This is a genomic window from Pseudonocardia sp. Ae150A_Ps1 (genome assembly GCF_001932315.1).
Classification (GTDB): Bacteria; Actinomycetota; Actinomycetes; order Mycobacteriales; family Pseudonocardiaceae; genus Pseudonocardia.
In genome coordinates this window covers 5116141-5131355 of sequence record NZ_MCIJ01000001.1, presented here as the reverse complement: position 1 = coordinate 5131355, position 15215 = coordinate 5116141, and the positions used below count along the sequence as shown (strand labels likewise).

Genomic DNA, 15215 nt, shown 5'->3' with positions numbered 1-15215 from the left:
TACCGGATCAGGCCGGGCTGGTGACCTGCCGGCCGTCGTACTGACCGCAGGTCGGGCAGGCGATGTGCTGGAGCTTCGGCTCGCGGCACGCGCGGTTCGAGCACGCGACGAGGTTCGGCGCAGTGGCCTTCCACTGCGACCGGCGCGCACGCGTGTTGGACCGCGACATCCGGCGCTTGGGGACGGCCATGATGACACTCCTCGGTACTTCGAACGATCAGGTCTTCCCACCGGGAGCGGGCTCCGCGTGGAGCCCCCGCTCAGTCAGTGGAGGGCAGGCGCTCCTTGAGCGCCGCCCAACGAGAATCCAGTGTCTCATGCCCGTGATCCTGCGGGAGATCGGCCCACCTCTCGCCACAGACGTCGCACAGGCCCGGGCAGTCGGGCCTGCACAGCGGCGCCATCGGGAGATCGGTGACGACGGCGTCGCGCACGGTCTGGGTGATGTCGATCCGGTCGTCGACCAGCCGCGGGATCTCGTCGGCGTCGGTGGTCTCCTCGGTGACCGAGTCCGGGTAGGCGAACAGCTCGCCGATCCGGACCGCGACGTCGTCGCCGATCGGGTCGAGGCACCGGGAGCACTCGCCCTCCAGCCGCGCAGCGGCCGTGCCGGAGACGTAGACGCCCTCGGTGACCGACTCCAGGGAGAGGTCGAGGTCGACCTCCGAGTCCTCGGGGACGGCGATGACGCCGGCCAGGCCGATGGCGGCGTCGCCCGACGGGGCGGGCACCGTGCGCTGGACGGTGCGCTGTGTGCCGGGCCGCCGGGCCAGCTCGCGGGTGCTGAACACCCACGGGTTCTCGTCGGGACGGTCTCCGGGCGTGCGATGCGTGCTCATGACCCGGACCAGCGTACGCGCACCGATCAACCCGCCGGTCGCGCGTCGAACGCGTCGGCGACGAGGGCACCGAGCTCGAGGAACGCGTCCGACGTCGCGGGGCGCAGCCGGGCCGGGTCGATCCGGCCGCCGGTGGCCAGGTGCGGGTCGTGCGGGACCGGGACGACGCCGCGCACCCGGCTCCGGAAGTGCTCGAGGATCCGGTCGGCGTCGACCTCGGCGCTGTGCCGGTCGCAGGACAGCACCACGACCGCGTCCGCCGCGAGGCCGGCGTGCCCGTGCGCGACCAGCCAGTCCAGTGTCCTGCTCGCCCGCCCGGCGCCGTCGACGGTGGGGGCGCCGACCACGACGACCGAGTCGGCGCGGGCGAGGGTCCCCTCCATCGCGGAGTGGACCAGCCCGGTGCCCGAGTCGGTGACGATGATGTTGAAGAACCGGCCGAGCAGGTCGCAGACGCGCTCGTACTCGTCGCGGCGGAACGCGTCGCCCGCGGCCGGGTCCTGCTCGGAGGAGAGGACCTGCAGCCGGCCCGCGAGGCTGGTGTACCGGGAGACGTCGGTCCAGGTCCCGACGGACTCCAGGTCGTCGAGCAGCTCCCGGACGGTGACCCGTGAGTCGCCGGTCAACCGGTCGGCGAGGGTCCCGGCGTCCGGGTTCGCGTCGAGGACGACGGCCCGGTCACCACGGTGCTCGGCCAGGGCCAGCCCGAGGCAGGCGGACACGGTCGTCTTCCCGACGCCGCCCTTGACCGACATGACCGCGACCCGGTGCGCGCCGGGCAGCGGCCCGCGGATGCGGGTCAGCAGGGCGTCGCGCCGCTCCTCGGCGTCGCTCGGTCCCGGGTTGACCCGGCCGCCGGTCACGTCGTGCAGCATCCGGCGCCAGCCGGTGCGGGGCCGTTCGGCGCGCGGCCGCAGCACCTCGGCCTCGCGCAGGTCGGGCCGCGCCGGAGCGGGCGGGTACGACGGCGGGTCGACCGGTCGGGTCGTCACGGGGCTTCCTTCCAGCCGGTGTCCGTAGCGCTCCCACCAGGTCGTCGGATCGGGCTCGGGCCGGCGCGCCATGGAGCGGAAGAGTAGTACGCCGTTCGGCGCAGCGGGACGGATTCGCCGGGTCTCAGCCGGCCGCGCGTGCGGCCCGCCGGGTCGCGCCCGGCGTCTCCCCGACGACGGCCCGGTAGCGACGGGTGAAGTGGGCCTGGTCGGCGTACCCGAGGTCGGCGGCCAGCGCGGCCAGGTCCGCGCCGGGGTCCTCGCGCAACGTGGTCGCGGCCGACTGCAGCCGCCGGCAGTCGATCAGCCACAGCGGGGTCAGCCCGACGTGCGCGCGGACCAGACGTTCGAGGGTGCGCGGCGCGACCCCGGTCGCGTCGGCGAGCTGGTCGGCGCGGACGAGGTCGGTCCGCTCCTCGGCGAGCGCGCAGGCCCGGTTGACCAGCAGCCCCGCGTCGGTGACGCGGTCCGCGTACGGCCCGAGCCAGTCCCGCACGACGGTGGCGACCGCCCGGTCCGGCTCGGAACCGTGGACCGCGGCCGTCAGCTCCGCGACCGGTGCGCCGGGGAACGGCTCCTCGACGCCGGTCAGCGCGGCCGGCGCGGTCGCGGTGAGCACCGGCGCCGCGGCCGGGCGGAGCAGCACGCCGGCCACCCAGGAACGGCCGGCGAGCTCACGGGTGCCGACGACGGTCCGCGGCCCGTACAGGTACGCCCCGACCGGACCGGTGACCAGGTTGAACGACGGGTACTGCAGGACCCGCTGGGTCACGGTGCGGCCGTGCGGCACGGTCCAGCGGGCGACCCAGACCCAGCGGACGAGCGCGTCGAGACCGGCCGGGAACCGGGACAGCGCCACCTCCGGTGCGCCCGGGTTCAGGTGTCCCCGCGACTCGACCATCCGCCCCTCCCCACCCGTGACGCCGACGCTGTCGGGAATCTTCAAGCACGCAGCGGGTACGGGCGGCAGGCTGGTCCGTATGACGAACACCACCACCGCCGCCACCGGCGAGCACACCACCGAGGGCCGCCCGAACTCGCACACCTCGCTGACACCGCACCTGGTGGCGTCCCCTGCCCGCGAGGCGGTCGAACTGTACTCCGCGGCGTTCGGCGCACGGGTCGTCTCGATCACGGAGATGGGTGGGCTGATCGGGCACGCCGAGCTGGCGCTGCCGTCCGGGCGGTTCACCGTCAGCGACGCGATGCCGTCCTACGGCCTGGTCTCCGCCGAGCCGGGCGACCAGCCGGTGAGCCTGTCGCTCGCGGTCTACGTGCCGGACGCCGAGGCCGCCGTCGCCGTCCTGACCGCGGCGGGGTCGACCATCCGGGAACCGCTGACGACCTTCGTGTCCGGGGACCTGTTCGCCTCGGTCGTCGACCCGTACGGCGTGCGGTGGGCCGTGATGACGCGGGTGGAGGACTTCTCGCCCGCCGAGAGCGAGCGCCGGGTCGCGGAGTGGGCGGCCGCCCAGGGCTGAGCCGGCCCGCTCAGTCGATGAGATCCATCCCGGTACCGGACCGGCCGCCGTTCTGCGCGTAACCGGACTCGTAGCCGGGGTCGTACTGCCCGCCGCGCCAGAGCTGGCTGCGGCCCCGCCCGACGACGCCGAGCGCGTTGTTCAGCGTCGTCTCCAGCTCGCCGAGGGTGGTGTCGACGTAGTCGTCGCACTCGCGGCGGAGCCGGTCGCTCTCGGCGTGGGCGGCGTCGACGACGCGGCCGGCCTCGGCGTGCGAGGCGCGGACGACCTCGGCCTGCGACAGGAGCCGGGTCTGTTCGTTCTGCCCGTCGGCGACGAGGCGGTCGTGCGCGGCCCGCCCGGCGTGCCCCATCCGCTCGGCCTCGTCGCGGGCCCGGTCGGTGAGCTCCGAGTACTGCCTGCGCCCCTCGGCGACGGCGCGTTCGGCCTCGTGCCGGGCCTCGGCGAGGGTCTGCGCGGCCTCCTCCTGGGCCTCGGCGACGAGCCGCTCGGCCTCGGTGCGCGCGTTCTGCAGGGTCTCCTCGGCCTCGGAGTTCGCGGCGGACCGGGTCTCCTCGGCCTCCCGCTCGGCCTCGGAGACGACCTCGTCGCGGCGGTCGAGGACGTCCTGGGCGTCGTCCATCTCGCCGGGGATCGCCTCGCGCACGTCGTCGAGGAGCTCCAGCACGTCGCCACGCGGGACGACGCAGTTGGACGTCATCGGGACGCTGCGCGCCTCCTCGACGATCGTCACCAGCGCGTCCAGCGACTCGAAGACCCGGTACACGCGAGGGATCATCGCACCGCCGACCTGTACCGGGCGTTATTACCGGCCACTCCCGCGTGTCAAGTTCCGGACGGGTGACCCCCACACATGTGAACGCGAACCCTGCGGCTCAACCCTGCAGGCGCTCGACCAGCCGGGCGTGGATGCTCGGCGGCAGGAACGGCGTCACGTCGCCGCCGCCGCGGGCGACCTCCTTGACGAGCGAGCTCGACACGTAGACCTGGCCCGGCGCCCCGGGCAGGAACAGCGTCTCGACGCCGGTGAGGTGCCGGTTCATGTGCGCCATCGGGAGCTCGTAGTCGTAGTCGGTGGCGCCGCGGAGGCCCTTCACCAGTGCCTGGGCGCCCCGCTCGCGGCAGTAGTCGACGACGAGCCCGGAGAACGACTCGACCCGCACGCCGGGGAGGTCGGAGGTGATCTCCTCCAGCATCGCGACCCGCTCGTCGACCTCGAACATGCCCTGCTTGCGCGGGTTGACCAGGATCGCGACGAAGACCTCGTCGAACAGTCCCGCGGTCCGCGCGATCACGTCGAGGTGACCGACCGTCGGCGGGTCGTAGGAACCGGGGCACACCGCACGACGCACGACCGACATGCGGCGGAACCTATCAGCCGGTGATCATCGCTCCGGGCGTCCTACCGGGCCCGCGGACCGTCGGGATCCGACACGGCCCCGGTGTGCCGGGCGTGGTGCAGGACGGTGTCGCCGTACCGGCGGGACCGTCCGGGCTCGAACCCGGCGGGCCAGGCGAAGTCGCCGGAACCCTTGGCGCGCTCGACGACCACCACCGCGTCGCCGGCGAGCCAGCCGTTGCCCGCCGCGGCCGTGAGCCAGCCGGCGATCTCGGCGTCGCCGACGGCGTAGGGCGGGTCGAACAGCACGACGTCGAACGTCCGCGGTGCGGGCCCGGCGAGCACGGTCCCGGCCCGGCCGGCGACGACGCGGCCGCCGAGCCCGACGGACCCGACGTTGCGCCGCAGCACCCCCGCCGCACGCTTGTCGGCCTCGACGAACACCGCGTCGGCCGCGCCGCGGGACAGCGCCTCGAGCCCGAGCGCCCCGGACCCGGCACAGACGTCCAGGACGGCCGCGCCGCCGAGCCCCGGATCGTGGTCGAGCGCGGAGAAGAGGGCCTCCCGCACCCGGTCGGACGTGGGCCGGGTGCCCGACGGCGGCACGTCCAGCCGTCGCCCGCCCGCGGCCCCCGCGATCACCCTCGTCACGTGTTCATGGTGCCTCCGGCACTCGTGAGTGGTTGCCTCGGCCCTGACCGAATGTCGTGTCTCAGCACATCTAAGACAGATCTGTCTCAGCACATCGTGGACGGTTTGCTGGTGGTCCGCTGGTAGCGGACGCTGCGATCGAGGGTAAGGCTGGCGGCGACCGCGTCGTCGATGAGGATGGTGACGCGGTCGCCTTGCCAGAACACCTCCGCGGTGGTGCCGGCGTGGCGGCGGCCCAGACCGATCGAGGTTCCGGAGAAGCTGATGACTCCGGTCTCGGAGACGGTGCGGGTGAGGTGTCCGGCGATGCGGGGTGCGGGTCCGGCCGGTCGGGCGGGTTCGCGGGTGTGGAAACGCTGGTGCGGGGTGTCGCCGTCGAGGCTTTGGTGGCGGCGGTGGTTGTAGCCCTGCCGGTAGGTCTCGAGCAGGTTCTGGAGTTCGGTCAGGGTGGCCGGGGTGGGTCGGGCGGCGAGCCAGCGTTGCAGGGTCTGGTGGGCGCGTTCGTTCTTCCCGCAGGTCTGTGGGTGTCCGATCGAGGACACGATGGTGGTGATGCCCAGCGCGGCCAGGCGGCGTTCGAGGTCGACCAGGGGCCACTGGCGGCGCCGGCCGGAGAAGGCGGTGCCGTTGTCGGAGAGCACGCAGGCCGGGTGGCCGTAGCGGGCGAAGCCGGCGCTGAGCGCGGCCCAGGCGGCCTCGCCGTTCTCGCTGCTCGCGGCGTGGCAGGCGATGTCGAGCCGGGAGTGGTCGTCGATGACCTGCACCACCGTGGCGCGCCGGCCATCGGCCAGTACGGTCCGGGCGCCGTCGATCTGCCAGACCGCGTTCGGGGCCGGGTGGACGAACCGGTGCGTGCTGCGGCGGGGTCGTTTACGTGGTTGCGGGGTGATCTGGCCGCGGTCGGCCAGCAGCCGGTGGATCGTGGCCCGCGACGGGACCTCGGCCTGCTCGAGTGCCGGGCCGCTGCCGCCGCTACTGCCAGGGCCGCTGCCGGGGCTGCTGCCGGGGCGGGCCGCGTCGAGCAGCCGCCAGCGGATGGTCTGGGCTCCGTGGTCCCAGCCCTGGTCGGCGAGTTCTTTGCGGGCCCGCACCACCGCCTCGGCCACGTGTTCGGCCACCGCGCTGGGACGGGTGTGCGGAGCACGTGAACGCGGTGCCAGACCGGTGCTGCCCTGGTCTCGGAAACGGGACAGCTTGCGATAGAACACCGACCGGGACACGCCGAGTTCTCGGCACACCCGAGCGATGTTGATCTCTTGCCCGGCGGCGGCCCGGGCGACCGCCGCGACGCGGTCGGGATCCATCTCGAACCCTGTTCCACCCACCTGGACCAGGCTGGCCGATCACCAGGATCGACCAACCCGGCCAGCGGGCTACTCAGTGTCCTCGATGTGCCGAGACATCAACTGTGTCGGATGTCCTGAGAACAGGCACGCGGTCCTGACCGCGACAACCACTCACGAGCCGCGTCAGCGGCCCATGGCGTCGGTGATCGAGAAGGTGTGCTCCGGGACCTCGGGACCGGTGTCCGGGGCCGCGACCGTCTCCTCCGGCTCCACCCGGTGCGGGGTGATCCGGCCGTCCCGGATCGCCTCGGCGTGGTGGCAGGCCACCCGGTGCCCGGCCCCGATCTCCCGGAGCTCGGGCCGCTCGGTGTCGCACCGGTCGGCCTGTCGCCACGGGCAGCGGGTGTGGAACCGGCAGCCCGCCGGCGGTGCGGCCGGTGACGGCAGGTCACCGGTGAGCAGGATCCGCTCCCGGCCGTCCTCGGCGGACGGGTCGGGCTGCGGCACCGCGGAGAGCAGCGCCCGGGTGTAGGGGTGCAGCGGCTCGTCGTACAGCGCGCCGGCCGGCGCCTCCTCCACGATCGAGCCCAGGTACATCACCCCGACCCGGTCCGACACGTGCCGGACGACGGCGAGGTCGTGCGCGATCACGAGGTAGGTCAGGCCGAGCTCGCGCTGCAGCGAGCGCAGCAGGTTGAGCACCTGGGCCTGCACCGAGACGTCCAGCGCGGAGACCGGCTCGTCGGCGACGATCAGGTCCGGCTCCACGCACAGCGCCCGGGCGATCCCGATCCGCTGCCGCTGCCCGCCCGAGAACTCGTGCGGGTACCGGCCCAGCGCCGATGCGGGCAGCCCGACGGCGGTCATCAGCCCGCGCAGGCGTTCCGGGTCGTCGCCGAGCCCGTGCGCGGCCATGCCCTCACGCAGCATCGACCCGACCGACTGCCGCGGGTCCAGGCTGGACAGCGGATCCTGGAACACCATCTGGAACCGCTGCCGCATCCGGCGCAACGGCTCGCCCGACAGCGTCGCGACGTCGGTGCCGTCGAACGTCACGGACCCGGCGGTCGGCTCGGTCAGCTTCAGGATCGCCCGCCCGAGGGTGGACTTCCCGCAGCCCGACTCCCCCACGAGCCCGTAGGTCTCGCCGCGCTCGATCCGCAGGGCCACGCCGTCGACCGCGCGGACGTGCCCGATCGTGCGCTGCACGAGCACGCCACGGGTGATCGGGAAGTGCACCTCGAGGCCGTCGACATCCAGCAACGCGGTCATGCGTCGGCTCCCACCGGGTTGTGGCACCGCAGCAGCCGGTCGGGATCCGACTCGGCCGCCGGTGTGCGGGACGTGCAGGTCTCCAGCGCGCGCGGGCACCGTGGGGCGAACGCGCACGCGTCGTCCCACGGGAGGTTGTCGGCCACCGACCCGCTGATGGCGGGCAGCTCGTCGGCCGGGTCCGAGTCCAGCCGCGGGATCGACCCGATCAGGCCCGACGTGTACGGGTGGCGCGGGCGGGCGAACAGGGCGTGCCGCTCGGCCCGCTCCACCACCCGTCCCCCGTAGAGGACGTTGACCCGGTCGCACAGCCCGGCGACGACCCCGAGGTCGTGCGTGATCATCACCAGTGCGGTCCCGGTCTCCGCGACGAGCTCGCGCAGCAGCTCCAGGATCTGCGCCTGGATGGTGACGTCGAGGGCGGTGGTCGGTTCGTCCGCGATCAGCAGCCGCGGCCGGCAGGCGAGCGCGATCGCGATCAGCGCGCGCTGCCGCATCCCGCCCGACATCTGGTGCGGGTACGAGGTCAGCCGCCGTGCCGGGTCGGGGATCCCCACCCGGTCCAGCAGCGAGACCGCCTCGGCGCGGGCCTGCCCCTTCGACATGCCCCGGTGCCGGATCAGCGCCTCGGTGATCTGCACCCCGACCGGCACCACCGGGTTCAGCGAGGACAGCGGGTCCTGGAACACCATCCCGATGTCGCGGCCCCGGCGTTCCCGGAGCTCGGCGTCGGAGAGGGTGAGCAGGTCGACGGGCGGGTCGCCGTCGAGCGTCACCCGGCCGGACACCCGCGGGGTGCGGCCCGGCAGCAGGCCCATGATCGCCAGCGAGGTGACGGACTTGCCGCAGCCGGACTCGCCGACCAGCCCCACGACCTCGCCGGGACGGACGTCGAACGACACCCCGTCGACGGCCGTGACGGTCGGCTCGCCCTTGCGCACGAACCGGACGGACAGGTCCTCCACGGACAGCAGCGGGTTCATCGGCGCCCCTTCGGGTCGAGGGCCTCGCGCAGCGACTCGCCGAGCAGCGTGAACCCGAGCGCGACGATGATGATCGCGATCGCCGGGTAGAACGCCAGTGCGGGCCGCACGTCCAGGTACGGCTGGGCCGACGCGAGCATCAGCCCCCACTCCGCACGGGCCGGGTCGGCGTCGCCGAGGCCGAGGAAGGACAGCGCGGCGGCGTCCAGGATGGCGGTGGCCAGTGTGAGCGTGGCCTGGACGATCACCGGCCCGATCGCATTGGGCAGCATGTGCCGCAGCACGACGGCCCGGCGCCGGACGCCGAGCGCGGTCGCCGCGAGGACGTGGTCGGACTCGCGCTGGGCGAGCATCGAGCCGCGCAGCAGCCGGGCGAAGATCGGAACGTTCACCAGCGCCACCGCGATGATCACCGTGGTCTGGCTGGGCCGGGCGGCGAGCGCGGCGATCGAGATCGCGAGCAGCAGCGACGGGATCGACAGCAGCACGTCGGTGACCCGCATGAGCACGGTGTCCACCCACCCGCCGACGGCGCCCGCGACCGCCCCGACGACGACCCCGGCGGCCAGCCCGAACAGCGTCGCCAGCACGCCGACCAGCAGCGTCTGCCGCGAGGCCAGGATCATCCGGGAGAACTCGTCGCGGCCGTTCTGGTCCGAGCCGAACGGGAAGCCCTCCTGCGGGCCGGGGATCGAGCCGGGCCGCAGCTCGTCGAGCAGCTCCGGGAACGCCTGGCCCGGGTCGTGCGGCGCGATCAGCGGCGCGCACAGGGACACGAGCACGAACAGCCCGACGATGACGGCCCCGGTGATCGCCGTGGGGCTGCGCCGCAGCCGGCGCAGCGCGTCGGCGCCGAGACTGCGGCCCGCCGTGTCGTCGATCTTCTCGCGGCGGCGCTGCGCCCAGGTGGTGGTCGGGGCGCTCATCGCAGCCTCACCCTCGGGTCGATCAGCGCGTACGAGAGGTCGACGAGCAGGTTGACCAGGACGTAGATCAGCGCGCCGAGCAGCACGACGGCCTGCAGCCGCGGGTAGTCGCGGCGCTCGATGCCGACCGCGATCAACGTCCCGATCCCGCCCCAGTTGAAGACCTTCTCGGTGAGCACCGCACCGGCGAGGAGCAGACCGGTCTGCAGACCGATCGTCGTCGACACCGGCAGCAGGGCGTTGCGCAGGACGTGCCGCCCACGGACCGTGCCGGGGGCGAGGCCCTTCGCGTTCGCGGTGCGGACGAAGTCGGACTCCAGCACGTCCAGCACGGACGCCCGGGTGATGCGGACGATCACGGCGAGCGGGATCGTCGCGAGCGTCAGCGCGGGCAGCACCAGGTGCACGATCGCGTCCCAGCTCGCGTCGAACTCGCGGGTCAGGAACCCGTCGAGGATCGCGAACCCGGTGACCGGCGTGGCGTCGATGTCGACCGCCTGCCGCCCGGACGGCGGGAGCAGCCCGAACTCGACGGCGAACACCTGCTTGAGCACGTAGCCGAGGAAGAACACCGGGACGGCGACGCCGACCAGGGTGGCCAGGATCGTCAGGTTGTCCCACGGCCGTCCGCGGTGGCGGGCCGCGACGTAGCCGAGCGGGATGCCGGCGAGCACCGCGATCAGCAGCGCGGCGGCCCCGAGCTCGATGGTGGCGGGCAGGGCCCGGCCCAGCTCGGTGAGAACCGGGTCGCCGCTGACCAGCGACGCCCCGAAGTCGCCGGTGGCGGCGCGGCCGAGATAGCGGAAGTACTGGATCCAGATCGGCTGGTCCAGGCCCAGGGTGCGGTTGAGCGCCGCGATCGACTCCGGGGTCGCCTTGTCGCCGAGCAGCGCCGTGGCCGGCCCGCCGGGCAGCGAGCGCAGCCAGGCGAACAACAGCACGGACAGGATCAGCAACGTGGGGATCACCTGGAGCAGGCGGCGCGCGACGAAGCGCAGCATGCGTGGATGTCCTCTGTGGTGGGGGACGGCACGGGCCCTCCGCGCCGCGGGGTCGCCGCGGCGCGGAGGACGTGGTCAGTTCTTGCTGACGGTGTAGAAGCGCTCGTCGGTCAGCGGGGACGGGACGACGCCCTGGACGTTGTCCTTCACGACGATCGCGGGACCGGTCGTCAGGATCGGCACGGCCGGGAGGTACTTCCCGACGATGTCGGAGTTGACCTGCTCGTACGCCGCGGCGTGGCCGGCCGGGTCCGGGATCGCGTCGGCCTTGGCGAGCGCGTCGTACATCGCCGGGTCCTGCGGGCCGAACTCCGCCTTCTCCCGGCCGAAGAACGTGCCGACGAAGTTGCCGGCGTCGTTGTAGTCGCCGGTCCAGCCGAGCATGTGGAGGTCGTGCTTGCCGGCCTTCTGGACGTCGTCCTTGTAGCCGCCGTTCCACGGCCGCGCGACCGGGTTCACGGTGATGCCCACGGCCTGGAGGTTCGCCGACATCGCCGAGAACAGGTCGGCCGGGTTCGGCATGTAGGGCCGGGTGACCTCGGTCGGGTAGTAGAAGTTCAGGGTCAGGTTCTGCGCACCTGCCTCGGCGAGCAGCTGCTTGGCCTTCTCCGGGTCGTACGGGTACTGGGTGACGTCCTGCGCGTAGCCCGCGACGGTCGGCGGGACGAACTCCTGCGCGACGGCCGAGCCCTCGGGCATCTTGGTCCGTACCAGCGACTCCCGGTCGATGGCGTAGGCGATCGCCTGCCGCACCCGGACGTCCTTCAGGGCGGGGTTGTTCTTGGTGTTGATGCCGACGTAGAGGATCGAGAACGGGTCACGGATCAGGATCTGGTTGCCCTGCTCCTTCAAGGTCCCGTAGTCGGCGGGACTCGGGTAGTCGTAGCCGTCGATGGTGCCCGCGGCGAGCTCCTGCTTGCGGGCGTTCTCGTCCGGGATGACCTTGAAGATCAGCTTGTCGACCTTGGCCTTCTCGCCCCAGTAGTCGTCGTTGCGGGCGAGCGTGATGGTGCCGTTGGCCTTGTCGTAGCTCTCGAACCGGAACGGCCCGGTGCCGGTCGGGTGCTCGTTCGCGTAGGCCGGGTAGGTGAAGGAGTCACCGCTCTGGGTGACAGCGTCGGCGTCGTACTGCTGCAACGCCGTCGGGCTGGAGATCGACAGCGAGGTCAGTCCGAACGCGGCCGGGAACGCGCCCTTGAACTTGTTCAGCTGCAGCACCGCGGTGGTCGGGTTCTCCGCGGTGCAGGACTTGTAGACGGGGTCGCCGGAGGCGTCGCCCTCGTTCTTCGCGAAGCCCTCGAAGACGTCGCCGTAGTAGATCATCTGGCTCTGGGCGGCGGCGCCCTGCATGGTGTACCAGCGGTCGAAGTTGAAGCAGACGGCCGCGGCGTCGAACGGTGTGCCGTCGTGGAAGGTGACGCCCTCACGCAGGGTGAACGTCCAGGTCTTCCCGTCCGGTGACGACTGCCAGGCCGTCGCGAGGCCGGGCTCCAGCTCCGTGGTGCCCTGCTTGTAGGTGATCAGGGTGTCGAACATCTGGCGCGCCGGGCGGAAGCTCTCGCCGTCGTCGTTCCAGATCGGGTCGAAGTTCTTCGGCGCACCGGCGGCACCGAAGACGAAGTTCCCGCCGCCCTCACCGCCGGAGCCGCCGCGCTCCGAGGCCGCGCACGCCGTCATCGTCAGTGCCAGCAGCCCGGCCGTGGCCGCCGTGATCCACCGTCTGGCTCGCATCAGTTCCCCCACTCGGTAGCCGGGGCATGCCTCCACGATGTTTGCGCGGTGACACCCGGATGAACCGGGAACCTATAGCGGTCCGTTACCTGCCGGTAGACCTTCGCGTCACGAAAGGGCTACGAAGTGGGACGGATGTACCGTTCCCGTTACGCCGGGGCGGTGCCCGCGGCGGCGCGGTGCCGGTCCCGGTACGCCGCGACGACCTCACGGGACGCCTCCGGTTCGAGCGCGTCCCGGCGCACGTCGGCGAGCACCCGCCGGAAGGCGTCGAGATCCTTCGGCGAGTCGAGGAACGCCTCTCCCGTGTGACCCTCCGTGTGCACGAGGTCCGACCCGAGCTCGTCGGGGATCTCCAGCACCGCGACGCGTCCGGTGTGCGCCCGCTGGACGCCCGCCGAGAACGGCAGGACCAGCAGGATCACGTTCGGCAGCCGGGAGAGGTCGAGGAGCCGGTCCAGCTGCCCCGCCATCACCTCCGGGCCGCCGGTCCTCCGGGCGAGCACCGACTCGTCGATCACCGAGCGCAACCGCAGCGGCGGGTCGGCGGTGAGCGCCTCGTGCCGGCGGCGGCGCAGGTGGACCAGCTGGTCGATCTCCCACTCGTCGTGCCGGGGCAACCGGGCGCGGAGAACGGCGCGGGCGTACTCGGGCGTCTGCAGCAGGCCGTGCAGGACCGAGAGGTCGAACGCGTCGACGCCGACCGCATCGGTCTCCACGGCGGCGTACCGGCCCGGCGCGGGGAGCTCGTACCGATCGGTGCGCAGCCCCTCGGTGAAGGGTTCCCACCACCCCCGGGTCCGGCTCTGCGTGACGAGCCGCCGGAGCATGTCCGCCTCGACCTCGGCGACGCCGCCGTAGAGGGCGAGGAGCGCGTCGACGTCACCGGCGCGGGGCACCCCCTTGCCGTTCTCCAGCCTGCTGATCTTCGAGGTCGAGCAGGCGAGGCCGCGGGCGACGTCGTCGAGCTTCATCCCGGCGTTGCCCCGCAGGCGGCGCAGCTCCGCACCGAGGCGGCGCCGCGCACCGACCGGCTCCTGCTCCACCCCGCCCTCCCGGTGCCTCCGGTCCGCCCGACCGCGGACCCCGGGTCATGCAACCACATCCCCCGTGCAATCTCCCGAGTCGTGCAATTTTCATCAGCTTTGCAATTGCACGGCACATCCGGATCCGGCACCCTGGGACGTACCCGGACGTGACGGGCAGCACACCGCACGGCACTGCCGGGGGACGCACACCACGAGCAGAACAGAAGGGAGAACGACATGATCCGCAAGGCACAGGTGCCGCACACCGGCAAGCACCAGAGCACCCGCACCGGGCGGTGGTCGCCGTGATCGCCCTGGTCACGCTGGTCCTCTCCGGACTGGCGGTCGTCGTCATCACGGCGATCGTGATCGGGGTGACCGAGTCCCGCCAGAACGGGGCGTGGCGCCGGATCGCGGCCGAACGCCGGCGGGCGTGGGAGCGCAGGCAGCGCCAGCTGCACCGCAGCCCGCACCACGTCGACGCGTGGGGCGACGAGGACACCGACTAGAAGCACGACCCGGGCCCCGAGGCCCCGGGAGGAAGGAACGGCGCAGCGGCGGGGGGTTGCTGCGCCGGGTGGCCGGTCCACGTCCGTTCCGGACGGGGCCGGCCGTTCGCCGTTCCGGGGCCGGCCGTCCCGGAGCTACAGCGCGCGACGGCCGGCGAGCGCGCGGCCGAGGGTCATCTCGTCGGCGAACTCGAGATCGCCGCCCATGGGCAGCCCCGACGCCAGCCGGGTGACGGTCAGCCCGGGGAAGTCCCGGAGCAGCCGGACCAGGTAGGTCGCCGTCGCCTCGCCCTCGGTGTTCGGGTCGGTGGCGATGATGACCTCGGAGATCGACGTCTCGTCCTGCGCGGGGCCGGTGCCACCGAGCCGGGCGAGCAGCTCGCGGATCCGCAGCGTGTCCGGGCCGACCCCGGCCAGCGGGTCGAGCGCGCCACCGAGCACGTGGTAGCGCCCCTTGAACTCGCGGGTCCGCTCCACGGCCAGGACGTCCTTGGGCTCCTCGACCACGCACAGCAGCGCCGGGTCACGGCGGGCGTCCGAGCAGTACCGGCAGCGGGTGTCGGAGGAGACGTTCCCGCAGACCTCGCAGAACGCGACGCCCTGCTTGACCGTCTGCAGGACCTCCTGGAGGCGGGCGATGTCCGCCGGATCCGCCGCGAGCAGGTGGAACGCGATCCGCTGGGCGCTCTTCGGACCGACGCCCGGCAGGCGGCCGAGCTCGTCGATCAGATCCTGTACGGGGCCTTCGAACACCTCAGGCGCCCGGGAGGCCCAGGCCGCCCATGTCGAGGCCGCCGGCCAGCGGGCCCATCTTCTCCTGCTGCAGCTCCTGGGCGCGGCGGACCGCGTCGGACATCGCGCCGGCGACGAGGTCCTGCAGGGTCTCGACGTCGTCCGGGTCGACGACCTTCGGGTCGATCCGGACCGAGCGCGGCTCCAGGCCGGCGGTGACGGTGACCTCGACGAGGCCGTTGCCGGCCTGGCCGGTCACCTCCGCCTCGGCGAGCTCCGCCTGGGCCTGCTGCAGCTGCTGCTGCATCTTCTGGGCCTGCTGCAGGATCATCTGCATGTCGGGCTGACCGGGTTGCACGGCGTATCCCTCGCTGTCGGGTCCCGGCCCGCGCGTCCGGGTGTGTCACCCCGACACGGCCGGTGCGGACGTCTCCCCCACCAGGGT

The 15215-nt window shown here is 72.9% G+C and carries 18 protein-coding genes; 2 read left to right on the top strand and 16 right to left on the bottom strand.

All coding sequences use genetic code 11. From position 1 onward, the window contains the following. Positions 1 to 7: 7 nt before the first annotated feature. The 4 genes from rpmF to Ae150APs1_RS24125 all read right to left on the bottom strand — a co-directional run bounded on the left by rpmF (position 8) and on the right by Ae150APs1_RS24125 (position 2732). Positions 8 to 190, bottom strand: coding sequence for a 50S ribosomal protein L32 (gene rpmF, locus Ae150APs1_RS24140; RefSeq protein ID WP_010232332.1), 183 nt, complete (start codon positions 188 to 190; stop codon positions 8 to 10). A gap of 70 nt (positions 191 to 260) precedes the next feature. Further along, positions 261 to 839, bottom strand: a complete 579-nt coding sequence (locus Ae150APs1_RS24135) for a YceD family protein (protein ID WP_075300486.1) — start codon at positions 837 to 839, stop codon at positions 261 to 263. A gap of 26 nt (positions 840 to 865) precedes the next feature. Continuing rightward, complete coding sequence (locus Ae150APs1_RS24130) at positions 866 to 1831, bottom strand: MinD/ParA family protein (protein WP_010232330.1); 966 nt, start codon at positions 1829 to 1831, stop codon at positions 866 to 868. 124 nt (positions 1832 to 1955) lie between these two features. Beyond that, entirely contained in the window at positions 1956 to 2732 is a 777-nt protein-coding gene (locus tag Ae150APs1_RS24125; RefSeq protein ID WP_075300484.1) for a helix-turn-helix domain-containing protein, read from the bottom strand. Between the two features lie 79 nt (positions 2733 to 2811). Between Ae150APs1_RS24125 and Ae150APs1_RS24120 the strand changes: the two genes are divergently transcribed. Beyond that, positions 2812 to 3312, top strand: a complete 501-nt coding sequence (locus tag Ae150APs1_RS24120) for a VOC family protein (protein ID WP_075300482.1) — start codon at positions 2812 to 2814, stop codon at positions 3310 to 3312. Between the two features lie 10 nt (positions 3313 to 3322). Here Ae150APs1_RS24120 and Ae150APs1_RS24115 read toward each other — a convergent pair whose 3' ends face one another. From Ae150APs1_RS24115 to Ae150APs1_RS24070, 10 genes are all read right to left on the bottom strand, one after another. Next, positions 3323 to 4078, bottom strand: a complete 756-nt coding sequence (locus tag Ae150APs1_RS24115; RefSeq protein WP_010232326.1) for a DivIVA domain-containing protein — start codon at positions 4076 to 4078, stop codon at positions 3323 to 3325. 109 nt (positions 4079 to 4187) lie between these two features. Next, entirely contained in the window at positions 4188 to 4673 is a 486-nt protein-coding gene (coaD, locus tag Ae150APs1_RS24110; protein WP_010232325.1) for a pantetheine-phosphate adenylyltransferase, read from the bottom strand. 41 nt (positions 4674 to 4714) lie between these two features. Further along, positions 4715 to 5302: a 16S rRNA (guanine(966)-N(2))-methyltransferase RsmD gene (gene rsmD / locus Ae150APs1_RS24105; RefSeq protein ID WP_139317044.1), complete on the bottom strand. Its 588-nt coding sequence runs from the start codon at positions 5300 to 5302 to the stop codon at positions 4715 to 4717. Positions 5303 to 5388: 86 nt separating this feature from the next. Next, entirely contained in the window at positions 5389 to 6627 is a 1239-nt protein-coding gene (locus tag Ae150APs1_RS24100) for a DDE-type integrase/transposase/recombinase (protein ID WP_249266236.1), read from the bottom strand. Positions 6628 to 6771: 144 nt separating this feature from the next. Then, positions 6772 to 7860, bottom strand: a complete 1089-nt coding sequence (locus Ae150APs1_RS24095) for an oligopeptide/dipeptide ABC transporter ATP-binding protein (protein WP_075300480.1) — start codon at positions 7858 to 7860, stop codon at positions 6772 to 6774. Continuing rightward, a complete protein-coding gene (locus Ae150APs1_RS24090; RefSeq protein ID WP_075300478.1) occupies positions 7857 to 8843 on the bottom strand; it encodes an ABC transporter ATP-binding protein in 987 nt (328 codons plus the stop codon). The genes Ae150APs1_RS24095 and Ae150APs1_RS24090 overlap by 4 nt, the downstream gene beginning before the upstream one ends. Continuing rightward, positions 8840 to 9769 (bottom strand): ABC transporter permease, encoded by a 930-nt coding sequence (locus Ae150APs1_RS24085; protein ID WP_075300476.1) that lies wholly within the window; start codon positions 9767 to 9769, stop codon positions 8840 to 8842. The genes Ae150APs1_RS24090 and Ae150APs1_RS24085 overlap by 4 nt, the downstream gene beginning before the upstream one ends. Beyond that, positions 9766 to 10770 carry an ABC transporter permease gene (locus Ae150APs1_RS24080; RefSeq protein ID WP_010243975.1) on the bottom strand — a complete coding sequence of 335 codons (1005 nt, stop codon included), beginning with the start codon at positions 10768 to 10770 and terminating at the stop codon, positions 9766 to 9768. Before Ae150APs1_RS24080 ends, Ae150APs1_RS24085 begins: the two co-directional genes overlap by 4 nt. A 75-nt stretch (positions 10771 to 10845) precedes the next feature. Next, positions 10846 to 12501: an ABC transporter substrate-binding protein gene (locus Ae150APs1_RS24075; RefSeq protein ID WP_170918125.1), complete on the bottom strand. Its 1656-nt coding sequence runs from the start codon at positions 12499 to 12501 to the stop codon at positions 10846 to 10848. A gap of 149 nt (positions 12502 to 12650) precedes the next feature. Continuing rightward, complete coding sequence (locus Ae150APs1_RS24070; RefSeq protein WP_075300474.1) at positions 12651 to 13547, bottom strand: helix-turn-helix transcriptional regulator; 897 nt, start codon at positions 13545 to 13547, stop codon at positions 12651 to 12653. A 287-nt stretch (positions 13548 to 13834) separates the two neighbouring features. Here Ae150APs1_RS24070 and Ae150APs1_RS24065 point away from each other — a divergent pair, with 287 nt between their 5' ends. Next, positions 13835 to 14038, top strand: a complete 204-nt coding sequence (locus tag Ae150APs1_RS24065) for a hypothetical protein (protein ID WP_029240143.1) — start codon at positions 13835 to 13837, stop codon at positions 14036 to 14038. A gap of 135 nt (positions 14039 to 14173) precedes the next feature. Here Ae150APs1_RS24065 and recR read toward each other — a convergent pair whose 3' ends face one another. Then, positions 14174 to 14791: a recombination mediator RecR gene (gene recR / locus Ae150APs1_RS24060; protein ID WP_010243983.1), complete on the bottom strand. Its 618-nt coding sequence runs from the start codon at positions 14789 to 14791 to the stop codon at positions 14174 to 14176. Between the two features lies 1 nt (position 14792). Continuing rightward, complete coding sequence (locus tag Ae150APs1_RS24055; protein ID WP_010243985.1) at positions 14793 to 15107, bottom strand: YbaB/EbfC family nucleoid-associated protein; 315 nt, start codon at positions 15105 to 15107, stop codon at positions 14793 to 14795. Between the last annotated feature and the right edge of the window lie 108 nt (positions 15108 to 15215).